The 15,475-nt window shown below is 67.9% G+C and carries 16 protein-coding genes; 9 read left to right on the top strand and 7 right to left on the bottom strand.

The genetic code is table 11. The features are described 5' to 3' along the window. The first annotated feature begins 59 nt into the window (after positions 1 to 59). From QXK92_RS23140 to QXK92_RS23130, 3 genes are all read left to right on the top strand, one after another. A complete protein-coding gene (locus tag QXK92_RS23140) occupies positions 60 to 1,544 on the top strand; it encodes an aldehyde dehydrogenase family protein (protein ID WP_306245563.1) in 1,485 nt (494 codons plus the stop codon). A 93-nt stretch (positions 1,545 to 1,637) separates the two neighbouring features. After that, positions 1,638 to 1,988 (top strand): YciI family protein, encoded by a 351-nt coding sequence (locus tag QXK92_RS23135; protein WP_306245561.1) that lies wholly within the window; start codon positions 1,638 to 1,640, stop codon positions 1,986 to 1,988. A 16-nt stretch (positions 1,989 to 2,004) separates the two neighbouring features. Then, positions 2,005 to 3,222 carry an RNA polymerase sigma factor gene (locus QXK92_RS23130; RefSeq protein ID WP_306245559.1) on the top strand — a complete coding sequence of 406 codons (1,218 nt, stop codon included), beginning with the start codon at positions 2,005 to 2,007 and terminating at the stop codon, positions 3,220 to 3,222. Between the two features lie 3 nt (positions 3,223 to 3,225). Here the strand turns inward: QXK92_RS23130 and QXK92_RS23125 are convergent, their stop codons facing one another. Further along, a complete protein-coding gene (locus QXK92_RS23125) occupies positions 3,226 to 3,987 on the bottom strand; it encodes an SDR family oxidoreductase (protein ID WP_306245557.1) in 762 nt (253 codons plus the stop codon). After that, positions 3,984 to 4,802 carry a MerR family transcriptional regulator gene (locus tag QXK92_RS23120; RefSeq protein WP_306245555.1) on the bottom strand — a complete coding sequence of 273 codons (819 nt, stop codon included), beginning with the start codon at positions 4,800 to 4,802 and terminating at the stop codon, positions 3,984 to 3,986. The genes QXK92_RS23125 and QXK92_RS23120 overlap by 4 nt, the downstream gene beginning before the upstream one ends. 89 nt (positions 4,803 to 4,891) lie before the next feature. On the opposite strand from QXK92_RS23120, the gene QXK92_RS23115 reads away from it, so the two are divergent. The 3 genes from QXK92_RS23115 (at position 4,892) to QXK92_RS23105 (ending at position 7,361) form a co-directional block, all read left to right on the top strand. After that, positions 4,892 to 5,242 carry a nuclear transport factor 2 family protein gene (locus tag QXK92_RS23115; RefSeq protein WP_306245553.1) on the top strand — a complete coding sequence of 117 codons (351 nt, stop codon included), beginning with the start codon at positions 4,892 to 4,894 and terminating at the stop codon, positions 5,240 to 5,242. Between the two features lie 170 nt (positions 5,243 to 5,412). Next, entirely contained in the window at positions 5,413 to 6,561 is a 1,149-nt protein-coding gene (locus QXK92_RS23110) for an acetyl-CoA C-acyltransferase (protein ID WP_306245551.1), read from the top strand. Then, entirely contained in the window at positions 6,558 to 7,361 is an 804-nt protein-coding gene (locus QXK92_RS23105) for a crotonase/enoyl-CoA hydratase family protein (RefSeq protein ID WP_306245550.1), read from the top strand. The genes QXK92_RS23110 and QXK92_RS23105 overlap by 4 nt, the downstream gene beginning before the upstream one ends. On the opposite strand, the gene QXK92_RS23100 is transcribed toward QXK92_RS23105, so the two are convergent. Genes QXK92_RS23100 through QXK92_RS23090 form a run of 3 tightly spaced genes read right to left on the bottom strand, consistent with a single transcriptional unit; the run spans position 7,358 to position 10,016 of the window. After that, the gene (locus tag QXK92_RS23100) at positions 7,358 to 8,374 is read right to left on the bottom strand and encodes an NAD(P)/FAD-dependent oxidoreductase (protein ID WP_306245548.1); all 1,017 of its coding nucleotides are present in this window, start codon (positions 8,372 to 8,374) and stop codon (positions 7,358 to 7,360) included. The two genes, QXK92_RS23105 and QXK92_RS23100, sit on opposite strands and share 4 nt — an antisense overlap. After that, positions 8,371 to 8,880 carry an isoprenylcysteine carboxyl methyltransferase family protein gene (locus QXK92_RS23095; RefSeq protein WP_306245547.1) on the bottom strand — a complete coding sequence of 170 codons (510 nt, stop codon included), beginning with the start codon at positions 8,878 to 8,880 and terminating at the stop codon, positions 8,371 to 8,373. Before QXK92_RS23095 ends, QXK92_RS23100 begins: the two co-directional genes overlap by 4 nt. Further along, positions 8,874 to 10,016 (bottom strand): type III polyketide synthase, encoded by a 1,143-nt coding sequence (locus tag QXK92_RS23090; RefSeq protein ID WP_306245546.1) that lies wholly within the window; start codon positions 10,014 to 10,016, stop codon positions 8,874 to 8,876. The genes QXK92_RS23095 and QXK92_RS23090 overlap by 7 nt, the downstream gene beginning before the upstream one ends. A gap of 125 nt (positions 10,017 to 10,141) precedes the next feature. Here QXK92_RS23090 and QXK92_RS23085 point away from each other — a divergent pair, with 125 nt between their 5' ends. Then, complete coding sequence (locus QXK92_RS23085) at positions 10,142 to 11,290, top strand: NAD(P)H-binding protein (RefSeq protein ID WP_306245543.1); 1,149 nt, start codon at positions 10,142 to 10,144, stop codon at positions 11,288 to 11,290. Then, entirely contained in the window at positions 11,287 to 12,012 is a 726-nt protein-coding gene (locus QXK92_RS23080; protein WP_306245541.1) for a CPBP family intramembrane glutamic endopeptidase, read from the top strand. Before QXK92_RS23085 ends, QXK92_RS23080 begins: the two co-directional genes overlap by 4 nt. Here the strand turns inward: QXK92_RS23080 and QXK92_RS23075 are convergent, their stop codons facing one another. Together QXK92_RS23075 and QXK92_RS23070 are read right to left on the bottom strand one after the other, a co-directional pair. Next, on the bottom strand, positions 12,013 to 13,383 hold the full coding sequence (locus QXK92_RS23075; protein WP_306246439.1) for a DUF2867 domain-containing protein: 1,371 nt from the start codon (positions 13,381 to 13,383) through the stop codon (positions 12,013 to 12,015). A gap of 69 nt (positions 13,384 to 13,452) precedes the next feature. Next, complete coding sequence (locus QXK92_RS23070) at positions 13,453 to 14,265, bottom strand: enoyl-CoA hydratase (protein WP_306245538.1); 813 nt, start codon at positions 14,263 to 14,265, stop codon at positions 13,453 to 13,455. 106 nt (positions 14,266 to 14,371) lie between these two features. On the opposite strand from QXK92_RS23070, the gene QXK92_RS23065 reads away from it, so the two are divergent. Next, positions 14,372 to 15,448, top strand: coding sequence for a CaiB/BaiF CoA-transferase family protein (locus QXK92_RS23065; protein ID WP_306245536.1), 1,077 nt, complete (start codon positions 14,372 to 14,374; stop codon positions 15,446 to 15,448). The last annotated feature ends 27 nt before the right edge of the window (positions 15,449 to 15,475 follow it).

Raw genomic sequence — 15,475 nt, 5'->3', positions numbered from 1 at the left:
GTGGCCGTTTACGTCCCGGCGCTCTCACCAGCGCCTTGTCAAAAGAGAGCTGAACAAATATGGCTGACACTGTAAAGGTCCGGTTCGAGCCGAAGATGATGATCGACGGCAAGCTCGTCGACGGCCAGGCGGGCACGTTCACCAACATCAACCCGGCCACCGAGGAGTCGCTCGGTGAGGTCGCCGACGCTTCGAAGGAGGACATGCACCGGGCCATCGACGCCGCGCGGCGCGCCTTCGACGAGACCGACTGGTCGACCAACCGGGAGCTGCGCAAGCGCTGCCTGCTGCAGCTGCACGACGCGATCGAAGAGGAGAAGGAGGAGCTGCGCGAGGAACTCATCCTCGAGGTCGGTTCGCCGCGCGCCATCACCTTCGGCCCGCAGCTGGACGCCCCGCTCCAAGACGGGCTGAAGTACCCGGCCCGGCTCATCGACGAGTACGCCTGGGAGACCGACCTCGGCGACCGGGTCATCAGCCTGACCGGCGCGAACACGTCCATCAAGGTGTGGCGGGAGCCGGTGGGCGTGGTCGGCGCGATCGTGCCGTGGAACTTCCCGTTCGAGGTGACTCTGAACAAGCTCGGCCAAGCGCTGGGCACCGGCAACACGGTCGTGCTCAAGCCGGCGCCCAACACCCCGTTCAACGCCACCCGACTGGGCCGGCTGATCGCCGAGAAGACCGACATCCCCGCCGGGGTGGTCAACGTCGTCACCGCGTCCGATCACTTTGTCGGAGAGGAGCTTACGCTCTCTCCGAAGGTCGACCTGATCTCGTTCACCGGCTCCACGGTGGTGGGCAAACGGATCATGGAAAAGGGCGCCGCGACGATGAAGCGGCTGTTCCTCGAACTCGGCGGCAAGTCGGCCACCATCGTGCTCGAGGACGCCGATTTCGGCCTGGCCTGCGCGATCGGCATCGCACCGTGCATGCACGCCGGCCAGGGTTGCGCCAACCCGACCCGGATGCTGCTGCCGCGCTCGCGCTACGACGAGGGCGTGGCGATTCTGAAGAGCATCTACGAGAACGTCACCTGCGGTGATCCCCAGGACCCCGGAACCCTGTGCGGCCCGGTGATCTCCGAGCGTCAGCGCGACCGCGTCATGGGCTACATCCGCAAGGGCGTCGAGGAGGGGGCCACCGCCCTGGTCGGCGGACCGGACGCGCCCACCGGCTTCGACAAGGGATTCTTCGTCCGCCCAACGCTTTTCGTCGACGTCGACAATTCCATGACCATCGCCCAGGAGGAGATCTTCGGGCCGGTGCTGTCGGTCATCCCGTTCAACGACGAGGAGGACGCGATCCGCATCGCCAACGACAGCGTGTACGGCCTGGCGGGCAATGTGATGTCGGGTTCGCTGGAGCACTCACTGGCGGTGGCGCGCCGCATCAAGGCCGGCTTCATCGGCGTCAACGGCGGCGCCCCCTACGGCGCGGACACGCCGTTCGGCGGCTACAAGCAGAGCGGCGTGGGACGCCAGAACGGCATCGCCGGATTCGACCAGTACACCGAGATCAAATCGGTGGGCTACCCGGTCGGATAATTTTCGGGCCAAGTGTCCTTTTCGGTATCGCGGCAATCGTCCTGTTGGTGAGATCGGGAAATGCCCGCATCATGATCGGTACAGGAGGACACCATGCCGCAATACGCCGCGCTCACCTACACCAGGGACGTCGACTGGTCGGCCCCTGAACAGGCCGCCGACATGGCCGAATACATGAAATTCGGCCAAGACCACGGGGCCGCAATCCGGGGCGGAGCCGCCCTGTATCCCACCGGTACCGCGACCACGGTGCGCGTCAGTGGCGCGCGTGGTGGCGACGTCGTCACCAGCGACGGGCCCTATGCCGAAACCAAAGAAGCGCTGACCGGGTTCTACCTGATCGAGGCGGCGGACCTGGACGAGGCCCTGCGCATCGCCGCCGACATCCCGGCCGCCTGGGACGGGGCCGTCGAGGTGCGTCCGGTCATCGAATTCGGCGGCTGATGCCCCCGGTCGGTTGATGGATACCGACGCTGCACTCGCCGAAACCGTCCGGATGGAGGGCACGCGCATCCTGGCGACCCTCATCCGGACGGTGGGATCGCTACAGCTCGCCGAGGACGCGGTGCAGGAGGCCGCGCTGCGGGCAATGCGCGACTGGCCCCGCACCGGGGTGCCTGCCGAACCGCGCGCCTGGTTGACGGTGACCGCGCGCCGGGTCGCCATCGACCTGCTGCGCCGGGAAGGCGCCCGGGCGCAGAAGGAGCGTGCCAGCGTGGAACTGTCGGTTCCCGACCTGCCGCCGGACAGCGTGGTGGCCGACGACCGGCTGCGGCTGATCTTCACCTGCTGTCACCCGGCACTCGCGTTGGAGGCGCAGGTGACCCTCGCGCTGCGCACCCTGTGCGGCCTGTCGCCGGCGCAGATCGCGGCGGTGTTGTTGACCAGTGAGGCGGCCGTTGCCAAGCGCCTCACCCGGACCCGCAAAAAGATTGCTGCGGCGGCGATTCCGTATCGGGTGCCGGCAGACGACGAGTTGCCGGCGCGCCTGGCGGCGGTGTGCGCGGTGCTGCACACCTCCTACACGATCGCCCACACCGCGGCCGGCGGTGACCGGCTGACCGACGTCGACGGAACCCGGGAGGCGCTGCGACTGGCCCGCCTGGTGCACGAGTTGATGCCTGACGAGCCCGCGCCGATGGCCGTGCTGGCACTGCAACTGCTGACCGAGGCGCGCCGGGCCGCGCGCCTGGACGAGGCCGGCGAGCCGATTCCGCTGTCTGACCAGGACCGCACACTGTGGGATACCGCCGCGATTACCGAAGCGCTCGGGCTGCTCGACGACTCGTTGCGGCGCACCGGGGGAGTCGCCGACCCCTATCAGCTGCAGGCCGCGATCGCCGCGGAGCACGCCCGGGCCGCGTCCTATCACGCCACCGACTGGGCCGAGATCGTCCGGCTCTACGACCTGCTGCTGTCGGTGCGGCCGAGTGCTCCCGTCGCCCTGGCCCGAGCCGTCGCGATCGCTGAACGAGACGGGCCCGCAGCGGGATTGCAGGCACTGGCGCCCCTGGAACCGGACCAGCGCTGGTATGCCGTACGCGGCGAATTGCTTTCCAGGGAAGGAAGATTCGCCGAAGCGGTGGAGGCGACGCGCGCGTCACTCACCGAGGCGGTCGCCGAGCCCGAGCGCCGGTACCGCGAGCGGCGGATTGCCGAGTGGCAGGCAAATATCTGAGTCTCACACGGTCGCTACGGTGCCGCCGTCGACCACGATGTCGGCACCGACCACCGCGGCCGCGGCATCGGAGATGAGAAAGCCCACGACCGCGGCTATCTCCTCGGGGCGTGCGGGCCGACCGAGAGGAATGCCGCCGAGCGCGTTCATCATCGATTGCAGGGCGGCGTCGCGGTCGCCATCGCCGGCGGCGGCGATCCGGGTGATGAGATCCTCGGCGGCGTTGGTCTGGATGAACCCCGGCGACACCGTATTGACGCGAATACCCTTGGGCGCCAGCTCGTTCGCCAGACCCTTGCTGTACGCGCGCAGCGCGGCCTTGGCCGCGGCGTACCCCAGGGTGCCGTCGAAAAGCGGCATCCTGCTCTGAATCGAGCCGACGTGCACGACGGACCCCGCGCCCGCTTCGATCATCGTGGGCAGCAACGCACGGTCCAGGCGGACCGCTGCCAGCAGATTCAGGTTGAGCTCGTCGGTCCAGTGTCGATCGTCGAGTGCGGCGAAGCCGCCCGAGGGTGCACCGGATCCGCCCGCCACATGCACCAGGATGTCGAGTCCGCCGCGTTCACGGATCCGAGCGGCCACCTGCTCTACTCCGGCCGGCGACGAAAGGTCGCCGGCGATGAAATCGTCGGTGTCCGAGCTGTGTTGACGAGCCACCGTGGTGACGCGCACTCCCCGCGAACGCAGCCAGGCGGTGACCGCGGCGCCGGTCCCCTTAGTGCCCCCGGTGACGACCGCACGCCGGCCCTGCAGCGTGGTCATGCGTCGGCCCGAAACACCGGCCAGCACAGCGAGGTCAACCAGTCCGCGGAATCGTCAGTGTCCCAGGCGAACCGGTCGTAGTACTCGCGCAGCGGGCCTTCGACGCTGATCTCGTGGCGCGTCGCGTACTCGCCCAGCACGCTGTAGTGGACGTCGACGTCGTCGTGCGGACCGCGGTGTGAGATGACCACCAATTCGGCTGCCGGAATGGTCATCGGCCTCACTCGCCCGACCGCTCGCACCGCCCCGGAGACCGGGATGAACACGGTCGTACCGCCCCGGTCACCGGCGAAGATGTCGAAGTCGAACAAGGACCCGGGCACCCCGGTCGGAGCGAGCAGACGGTCAGCCTGCACCGTCGCCCGCAATTCGCCCACCGCACCTTGCCACCAGGGCAGCAGATCGTCGCGATCGACGGTCGCGGTGATCGCGGCGGCGGGGGTCTCGGCGACGGTGCGGTGTTCAATCCGCGAATCGCGAGCCGGGGCATCGAGAATCGCCCGCAGCGATTCCACGGCGCTCCGCGTTGCGGCGAGCTGGTCTTCGAGGCGTGCCAGGTGAGCGCTGATGAGTGCGTTCCGGTCGGCCGGTGCGGAGACGAGGACGGCGCGAACGTCGGCCAACGGCATCCCGAGGTCGCGTAGGCGTCGGATTACCTGGGCGGTCGGCGCCTGGTCGGTGCTGTAGTACCGGTAGCCGGTGGCCGGATCGACACGATGCGGTTCGAGCAAACCGACTTCGTGGTAGTGGCGCAGCGTCTTGACCGGCAACTGCGTCATCCGGGAGAAGTCGCCAATCGATATGCCGGTGGTCATGGGCTCATTGTGAAGTCTCCCGTTGCGGGAGAGTCAAGGCCGCCAAACCGCCTTGACTCTCCCGCGGCGTCGGCGCCCACGGTTGGTGCATGACTACTCACACGCACTCCGTCGCTCAACGTTACGTCGCAGCTGTCAACGCTTTCAGCATCGACGCCGTCATGCGGACGTTCGCCCCCGATGCGGTCGTCAACGACAACCAGCGCGAATTCGCCACCGCGGCTGCCATCGAAGGCTGGGTGGCCGCGGAGATCGTCGGTGACCGCGTGACCATGGAGGTGTTGGACACCGATGACCGCTCCGGGCTGACCGTACTTCGGGCCCGCTACGACGGTGACTTCGACAAGACGGGCCTACCCGACGAACTGGTTCTGACCAACTACATCGTCGCTCGAGACGATTTGATCACCGGCCTGTTCATCGTCTTCAATCGCGGCTGAACGTGCCTCCGTCCGGTGCGGTTGCTCGAAGAGTTCGACAAGGACGGGCCGCCGGCGCTGTGACCGGGCCGGATGCATAGGTTCTATAGCTAAATGACACCCCGCCCCGCGCCCTCCCAACCGGATGGTTGACAATCTAAGGAATTACTTATTGTCAAAGGAGACATCTCATGGCTGAAGCCGTCATCGTCGAGGCAGTGCGTTCCCCCATCGGAAAGCGCAACGGAGGACTGTCCGGGGTGCACCCGGCCGAGCTGTCCGCGCAGGTCCTCAACGGTTTGGTCACCAAAGCCGGCATCGACCCCGAGCTCGTCGACGACGTCATCTGGGGCTGTGTGATGCAGGCCGGCGAGCAGGCCCTCGACATCGGCCGGACGGCGCTGCTGACCGCCGGCTGGCCGGAATCGGTGCCCGGGGTGACCGTGGACCGCCAGTGCGGCTCGAGCCAGCAGTCGGTGCACTTCGCCGCGGCCGGTGTGGTGGCCGGCCACTACGACGTGGTGGTCGCCGGTGGTGTGGAGTCGATGTCACGGACCCCGATGGGCGCTTCGCTGGCCAACGGTGGCCGCCCCTACCCGGAGAACTTCCTGAGCCGCTACGAGGGCAAGATCCCCAACCAGGGCATCGGCGCCGAGATGATCGCCGAGCAGTGGGGCTTCTCCCGCCTCGACCTCGACCAGTTCTCCCTGGACTCGCACGAAAAGGCCGCTGCCGCACAGGATGCCGGTGCTTTCGACGACCAGATCGTGGGCATCAAGGACGGCGACGGGAACGTGGTTCTGAAGGACGAGGGCATCCGCCGCGGCACCCCGATGGAGAAGATGGCCTCGCTGAAGCCCGCCTTCAAGGAGGACGGCGTGATCCACGCGGGCAACTCCTCGCAGATCTCCGACGGCTCGGCGGCGCTGCTCTTCATGTCTGCGGAGAAGGCCAAGGAACTGGGCATGAAGCCGATCGCCAAGGTGCACACCGCGACGCTGGCCGGGGCGGACCCGGTGATCATGCTGACCGCGCCCATCCCGGCCACTCAGAAGGTGCTCAAGCGCTCCGGCCTGTCCATCGGCGACATCGGCGCCTACGAGGTCAACGAGGCGTTCGCGCCGGTTCCGCTGGCCTGGCTCAAGGACATCGGTGCCGACGAGACCAAGCTGAACCCCAACGGCGGGGCGATCGCCCTCGGCCACCCCCTCGGCGGCTCCGGTGCCCGCATCATGACCACACTGCTCTACCACATGCGGGACAAGGGAATTCGTTACGGCTTGCAGACCATGTGCGAGGGCGGCGGGCAGGCCAACGCCACCATTTTAGAGCTCCTGTGACCCACGTTCCCAACGAAGCGCCCGGCGCTCTGGTCGAGCGCCGCGGCAACGTCATGATCATCACCATCAACCGGCCGGAGGCCCGCAACGCGGTCAACGGCGCGGTGAGCATCGGGGTCGGTAATGCGCTGGAGGAAGCCCAGCAGGATCCCGAGGTGCGGGCGGTCGTGATCACCGGCGCAGGCGACAAGTCGTTCTGCGCCGGTGCCGACCTCAAGGCGATCTCGCGCCGGGAGAACATCTACCACCCGGATCGTCCGGAGTGGGGATTCGCCGGTTACGTGCACCACTTCATCGACAAGCCCACCATCGCCGCGGTCAACGGGACGGCACTGGGCGGCGGCACCGAGCTGGCGCTGGCCAGTGACCTGGTGGTGGCCGACGAGCGTGCCCAGTTCGGTTTGCCCGAGGTGAAACGCGGCTTGATCGCCGCTGCCGGTGGCGTGTTCCGGATCATGGACCAGTTGCCGCACAAGGTCGCGATGGAGCTGCTGTTGACCGGCGAGCCACTGACGGCGTCGGACGCCTACGAGTGGGGCCTGATCAACCAGGTGGTGAAGGAGGGCACGGTTTTGGATGCCGCCCTGACCCTGGCCGCCCGGGTGACCGTCAATGCGCCGCTGTCGGTGCAGGCCAGTAAGCGCATCGCCTACGGCGTTGACGAGGGCGTGATCACCGCCGAGGAAGTGGGCTGGGACCGCACGATGCGCGAAATGCGTTCGCTGATCAGGTCTGAGGACGCCCGGGAAGGGCCGCTGGCGTTCGCCGAAAAGCGCGATCCGGTGTGGAAGGCGCGCTAGGAGGCGAGCACGTTGACGCCCCACTGGAACAGGGGCGGCATCGCCGTGCAGGCCGGCACCAGCGCCCGGCGCACCACGCGGGGGGTGCTGGCCAGTACCAGACCCCGGGTGAGTAGCCGGTAATCGCGGGTCACCCGGTGCCAGGCACGCTCGTAGGCCTGTGGGGCGTCGTCGACGAGGGCGCCGACGGCCGCGGCGGCTTGCTTGACCGCGAGGCTGATGCCCTCACCGGTCAACGCATCCTCGTACCCGGCGGCGTCGCCGACCAGCAGCACCCGGCCTGCCACGCGCCGGGAAACCACCTGCCGCAACGGCCCGCAGCCGCGCGCCGGCGTGCGGTCGGCCCCGTCCAAATGCGCTGCCAGCCAAGGGAACCAGTCGAGCTCCGGGCGCTGGCGGGACAAGATCGCGACGCCTACCAGATCCGGTTCCACCGGCGTCACGTACGCCTCGCCCCAGCGCGACCAGTGCACTTCGACGAACTCCGACCAGGCCGGCACCCGGTAGTGCCAGCGCAGTCCGTGGCGACGCGGGGTGCCGCGCGTCGCGGCGATCCCGACGGCGCGGCGCACCGCCGAATGCAACCCGTCGGCGCCCACCAGCCACCGGGTCCGCACGCCCGCCGCCGACACACCGTAAGAGTCCTGCGCGACGGTGCTCACCTTCGTCCGGATCCACTCGGTGTCAACCTCTTTGGCGCGTGCCGCCAGTGCCGCGTGCAACGTGGTGCGCCGTACCCCGCGGCCCGGGCCGGTGCGGAACAACGCTTCGGCCCGGCGATGCTGGTTGGCATACGCGATTCCGCGAAAGGGCATGCCGACCGGGTCGACGCCGAGTGAGGTGAGCTCGGCGAGGCCGCCGGGCATCAGTCCTTCCCCGCACGCCTTGTCGATGGGGCCCTCCCGGGGTTCGGCCACGATCACCGAAAGCCCCTGTGCGCGTGCATGTAGCGCGGTGGCCAGGCCGCCGGGGCCGCCCCCGACCACCAGCAGGTCTGCGTCGTAGTCCGTCATGCGTAACCCAGCACCGAGTTCTCCACGCGCAACCTGACCGTCAGCAGCGCGGCGTTGGCCAGCGTGAAGATGATCGCGGTCAGCCATGCGGTGTGCACCATCGGCAGGGCGATGCCTTCGGCCACCACCGCAACATAATTCGGGTGGTGCAGGAATCGGTAGGGGCCCTTCTTCACCAGCGGTTCGTGCGGCAGCACGATCACCCTGGTGTTCCACCTCTTGCCCAGCGACGTGATGCACCACCAGCGCAGCCCCTGGCAGAGTGCCAGTACCACCACCATCGACCAGCCGAGCCACGGGATGAACGGGCGGTGCAATGCCCACGGTTCCACCAGGCAGCCGACCAGCAGGGCGGTGTGCAGGATGACCATGACGACGTAGTGCGGCCGACCGAACTCCTTGCCGCCCTGGGCAAATGACCATTTCGCGTTTCGACGGGACACCGCAAGCTCGGCCAGCCGTTCCAGCACGACCGCCAGGATCAGGAGGTAATAAGGACCTACCATCGGAGCAGTACCAATTCCGAGCAGAATGCCGGCCCCATCGCGATCATCAGTCCGATCGACCCGGCCGGCGGGGGATCGGCCATATTGGCGGCGAGCACGTCCAGTACCGACACCGACGACAGGTTTCCGTTGCTGCGCAATGACTTCCGAGTGTAATCCAGGGCATCGCCGGGCAGTCCCAATCCCTTCTCCACCGCTTCGATCACCCGGGGCCCGCCCGGGTGGCAGACCCACGTCGAAACGTCCTCCGGGGTCAGCCCGTGGTCGGCGAGGAATGTCCGCACGTCCTCGCCCAGGTACTTCTCGGCGACCGTCGCCACATCGGCCGACAGCACGATCCGGAAGCCGTCACTGCCGATCTTCCAGCCCATCACCTCTTCGGTGTCGGGATAGATGCGGCTGCGGGTGGCCAGGACCTGTGGGCCATGAGCGGCCCGACATGTCGCACGGCGGGCACCGGTGGCCACTACGGCGGCCGCGCCGTCACCGAACAGGCTGGATGCGACAAGATTAGCCACGGAGCTATCTTCGCGCTGAATCGTCAGAGAACATAACTCGACCGCCAGTAGCACGCCGACCTGGTCCGGAAATGCCCGCAGATAGTCGTGCATCCGGGCCACGCCGGCCGCGCCCGCGACGCATCCCAGGCCGAACAGCGGGACACGTTTGACGTCTTGGCGCAGTCCCACTCGTTTGGCCAGACGCGCCTCCAGGGTCGGCACCGCGAGTCCGGTGACGGTCGTCGAGAAGACGATGTCGACGTCGCACGGGCGCACCCCGGCCGTGTCCAGCGCCCGGAGCAGCGCCTGTTCGGCCAGATCAAGTGCCACCCCGATGAAGGTGTCGTTGGCTTCGCTGAACCCGCTGAGGTCGGCGTAGCGCGAGAGCGGCAGAGCCGTGTGCCGAGCTTGCACGCCGCTGCTCAGGGCGAAACGCCGGAACTCCGGCCCGGCGAAGTCGGTCAGTGCCGCGATGGTGTCCTCTTGGCTGTTGAGGTGCTGCGGGAACTGCACGGCAACCCCCGCGACTGATGGCGTGTTCTCGGCAACGGAAAGCTGTGTGACGGGACGTGCCGAATCTCCCCCTGAGGTAATGCTCATGTAGCCAGTCACGGTGCCGCTGTCGTCGCGGTTCACCGACCCGTTGACCTGCACCGATTTGCCGAGGCCCGGGTTGGGGTACCTGACTGGGGACAGTTGCCCTGCAACGCGGGGCTTTCGGCCCTTACAACGACCCCGAACGCGACAGTTAGGTTGGGAATATGCGGATTCTGGTGACAGGCGCCACCGGGTATGTGGGTTCACGTCTGGTCACAGCACTGCTGGACGTTGGTCACGAGGTAGTGGCCGCCAGCCGAAACCCGAGCAGCCTCAAGCGCTTTGGCTGGTCAGACGACGTGACGGCGGTCCAGCTGGACGCGGCGGATGCGGCGTCGGCGCGGGCCGCTTTCGACGCGGCCGGCCCCGTCGAGGTGGTCTATTACCTCGTGCACGGGATCGGTCAGGCGAACTTCCGCGAAGCCGACAATGCGGCGGCCACCAACGTCGCCACCGCGGCCCGCGACGCCGGGGTGCGCCGCATCGTCTACCTGGGCGGGTTCGTACCCGACGACGAAGCGCTGTCGGAACATCTGACCAGCCGTGCCGAGGTGGCCGAGTCCCTTTCCGTCGACAACGGCCCGGAGCTGGTGTGGCTGGGCGCGGCACTGATCATCGGAGCGGGGTCGACGTCGTTCGAGATCCTGCGTTACGTCGGTGACCGGTTTCCCGTCATGCCGATGCCGAGCTGGATGCACAACCCGCTCGATCCGATCTCGATCCGCGACGTCCTGCACTACCTGGTGGCTGCGGCCGACCCGGACAAGGTCCCGGCCGGCGCCTACGACATCAGCGGCCCCGAAACAACCTCCTACCGCGACCTGCTCAAGCGATACGCGCACATTTCCGGCCGATGGCATGCCGCATGCCGTGTCCCTGGCATCGACACCTCGATCGCGTCGCTGTTCGCGGCGATAGCGCTGCCGGTGCCCAGGGGCCTGGCCGGGGACCTGGTGGAGTCGCTCGACCATCCGATGCGCGCGTCGGGCAGCGGTCTGCAGAACAAGGTGCCCGACCCGCCGGGCGGCCTGCTGGGCATCGATGAGGCGATTTCGCTGGCGTTGTCGGGCCACACCGATCACCCGCCCCGCCCGGTCAGCGCGCTGGCCGACCCGCACCATCTCGCCGACAGCGACCCGATATGGGCGGGCGGGGACGCCTTACGCATCCGCCGGCTCGCCCGGACCGTCACGCCGCCCATCGTGCGGCCCACCCTCCGACTGGTTAACATCGTCCCCGGCCCCCTTGCCGGTGCGTTGCGTACCAGCCTGGACATCCTGCTAACGCTCACCCCGAGGATCCGCACGGCATGACCCAAACTGCTACCCCCAACCGCACCAGCGCCTTCCAGGAGATCCGCCGCGCGATGGTCAAAGTCGCGGTGCCGCATCATGAACCGCCCGGCGTCGTGCTTCGCCGCCGCATCGTCGTCGCGATCACGCTGGTGCTCGGGGCCGCGATACTGGGCATCTCGCTGCGGACCCGGCCGGGCGAGGCCAGCTTCTACTGGCTGACGCTGGCGCTGGCCGCCGTGTGGTTGCTCGGCGCGTTCGCCTCCGGACCCCTGCACCTGGGCGGCATCTGCTGGCGTGGCCGCAATCAGCGTCCCGTCATCACCGGCACCACGATCGGTCTGATCCTCGGCGGCATCTTCGTGGTGGGCGGCCTGATCGTCCGGGAGATCCAGCCGATCGACACGTGGATCACCCGCGTGCTGCAGTACGCACACCAGGGGCCGTTCCTGCTGATCGTGCTGATCACCGTGGTCAACGGGGTGACCGAGGAGGTGTTCTTCCGCGGCGCCCTCTACACGGCGCTGGGCCGGCACCATCCGGTGGTTATCTCGACGGTGTTGTACGTCGCCGCGACCATGGCCAGCGGAAACCCGATGCTCGGGTTCGCCGGGGTGATCCTGGGCACCGTGAACGCGTTGTCCCGGCGTGCCACCGGCGGCGTGCTGGCGCCCATGCTGACCCACTTCGTCTGGGGCCTGATCATGGTGCTGGCGCTGCCGCCGATGTTCGGCGTTTTGTAGCTACTGGCCGGCGACGACGTCGCGCGCCAGTTTGCGGAGTTCAGCCATGTGCAGCGGCCGGAACAGGAACCAGTACAACCGGCCGGGGATGCCGCGCGGGTAGAAGATTGCCCGCTGCGTGTACCTGCCCGGCGCGGTGGTGATCTCCAGCCAGGCTTGTCCCGGTGCGCGCACTTCCGCCCGCAGCCGCAGCTTCTCGCCCGGTTCGCTCGCCGCGACGCTCCACCGGGTGGCCGAGTAGCGCCGTCGCGGCGCCAGCGGAAACGAATACCACCGGCCGCGGTTGGCGGCGTTTTCCGCGGCCTTCCACAGTTCATCGGGCCCGGCTGAGGTCGCAGCTGACTGCACGTCGTCGAAGATGATCTCGCCGGCCCAATCCGGGTCGCTGGGCAACAGCTCGGCCGGCTCGGAGTCCAGCGAGTCCCAGGTCGGATCGGGCAGGCCGGCGAACGCGCGATTGAGGGCCACCGCGACGGCGCGCCGGTATCCCGTCAGCCCGCCCGGGGGTCGCTCGATGATCGAGTCGATGTCGCAGTTGTGCATGACCGCGTCGCACTCCAGCGACTCGATCAGCGGGCGTGCCAAACCGGGCGGAATCGGTGTCACGGTGCCCACCCACAGACTGGCGATCGTCGGCGTCAGGAACGGCACCACGATGAGGTAGCGCTTGTGCAGGCGCGCCACCTCGGCGTAGATCCGCATCATGTCGCCGTACTCCAGTACGTCGGGACAGCCGATGTCCCAGGTGCGCGAGGACGGCACCGGCGCCGTTGCGGCCGCGACGAGGTAGTACAGCACGTCGCGCACCGCGATCGGCTGGATCTTGTTGTGCACCCACTTCGGGGTGGTCATCACCGGCAGCCGGTCGGTCAGGTGCCGGATCATCTCGAACGACGCCGAACCCGCCCCGACGACCACACCGGCCTGCAGCACCACGGTTTCGATTCCAGAGTCGATCAGGTGATCGCCCACCGCCTTGCGGGACCGCAGGTGCGGAGACAGCTCTTTGTCCTCGGGGTGCAGACCGCTCAGATAGACGATCCGGCGCACCCCGGCCCGGCGGGCGGCCGTCACCACGTTGCGTACCGCGCGTTCTTCCTCGGCGGCAAAGTCTTTCGCTCCACCGCCCATGGAATGCACCAGGTAGTAGACGACGTCGATCCCGTCGAATGCCTTGATGAGGGAGTCGACGTCGCCGAGGTCGCCGCGCGCCACCTCGACGTCGGATCGCCACGGCACGTCGTCGAGCTTGCCGGGGTTGCGTGCCAGCGCGCGCACGCGATGGCCCTCGTCAAGCAGGCGCGGCACCAGCCGCGCGCCGATGTAACCGGTCGCTCCGGTCACCAAGCAATGAATCGGTTCAGCCGCCACAGGACCCCGTTCGCTCACAGTCACCAATTATTCGGAGTAGACGCCAGAACGGATTGGTAATCCTGCAACTCAGGAGTCCGTGAAATTGGGGGAGCGGCGCTCCTGGAATGCCCGGGTGCCCTCCTTGAAGTCGGGTGCCTGCAACAAGCCTCGTTGACCGTCGAACTCCCGGTCCAGGGTGGGGCTGAGTTCGGTCAGTGTGGCCGCATTGATCGCGGCTTTGGTCTTGGCGAACGCCACCGCGGGGCCAGTCAGCAGGCGGGTGACCACCTTGGCCACCTCGGCGTCGAAGTCGTCGGCGGGGTAGACCGCGCTCACCAGACCCCACGACAGCGCCTCGGTCGCCGTGAGCCGCTCGGGCAGCAACGCCATCCGCAACGCCCTGATCCGGCCGACCGCGGCAGCGACCAAAGCCGAGGCCCCACCGTCGGGCATCAACCCGATCTTGGTGAACGCAAGCATGAAAAACGCTTTTTCAGAAGCCAATACGACATCACAGGCAAGTGCGATGGAGACGCCGACGCCGGCCGCAGGTCCCTGTACGACGGCAACCACGGGGTGCGGCAGTGCGGTGATGGCCCGGATCAGCCGGTTGATCTCGAGGATGATCTCGTCCGGCGGGACGCCGCCGCCGCTGGACATGTCGTCGGCGCTGATGCCGGCCCCGGAGCTGAAGCCGCGACCGGCGCCGCCGAGTCGCACCACCCGCACCGCGGGGTCGGTGGCGGCGGCCTCCATTGCGTCGGCCAGGCCGGTGATCACCGGAATGATCAGCGAGTTGAGGCTGTCGGGCCGGTTGATCGTCAACGACAGCACGCCGTCGGTCAGGTCGACGTCGAGGCCCGCGACAGGGGCGAGAGCGGCAATTCCAGATTCGGACATGCGATTCACAGTAAGCGACCCGGGCTGCACGGTCGCCCGAGGCGGCTGCGAAGATGCAATCAACCGGTTGTTAGGGCGTCAGAGCAGACGAAAGGTCGGTGCACCCATGGCGGGACCGCTGAGTGGATTACGTGTTGTCGAACTGGCGGGGATCGGGCCCGGCCCGCACGCCGCGATGATCCTGGGCGACCTCGGCGCCGACGTGGTGCGGGTCGACCGGCCCGGTCCCAGTGGCCCGGTCAAGGATTCGATGAGCCGCAACCGGCGCATAGTCACCGCCGACCTCAAATCCGCCGAAGGCCGCGAATTGGTGCTCAAGCTGGTCGCGAAGGCTGACGTGCTGATCGAGGGCTACCGCCCAGGAGTTACCGAGCGGCTGGGCCTGGGGCCTGAGGACTGCGCCAAGGTCAACGAACGGCTGGTCTACGGGCGGATGACCGGTTGGGGGCAGACCGGCCCGCGCAGCCAGCAGGCCGGTCACGACATCAACTACATCTCGCTGAACGGCATCCTGCATTCGATCGGACGGGCCGGTGAGCGGCCGGTGCCGCCGCTGAACCTGGTCGGCGACTTCGGTGGCGGCTCGATGTTCCTGCTGCTCGGCATCCTGTCGGCGCTGTGGGAGCGGCAGACCTCGGGCAAGGGGCAGGTGGTCGACGCCGCGATGGTCGACGGTTCCAGCGTGCTCATCCAGATGATGTGGCAGATGCGGGCTTCGGGCATGTGGACCGACGCGCGCGGCACCAACATGCTCGACGGTGGTGCGCCCTACTACGACACCTACGAATGCGCCGACGGGCGTTATGTCGCTGTCGGCGCCATCGAACCGCAGTTCTACGCCGCCATGCTCGAGGGCTTGGGGCTGGACCCGGCCACCCTGCCACCGCAGAACGACGTCGCGCGCTGGCCCGAGTTGCGGGCGCGCCTGGTCGAAGCTTTCGGCAGCCGCGACCGCGACCACTGGGCCAAGGTGTTCGCCGACTCCGACGCGTGCGTGACGCCGGTGCTGGCGTTCGGCGAAGCGCACACCGAACCCCACATCACCGAGCGCAACACGTTCTACGAGGTCAATGGTCATCTGCAGCCGATGCCCGCCCCGCGCTTCTCCCGCACCCCGGCCGAGACACCGCACCCGGCCGAAGCGGTGGGGGACATCGAAGCGGTTCTCTCCGACTGGGTATAGTCCCAACCAACCAGTAGGTTGGGACAA

It is taken from the genome of Mycobacterium sp. TY815 (assembly GCF_030755135.1).
Classification (GTDB): Bacteria; Actinomycetota; Actinomycetes; order Mycobacteriales; family Mycobacteriaceae; genus Mycobacterium.
Note: the sequence above shows the minus strand (reverse complement) of the source record. Positions and strands in the feature narration are given on the sequence as shown.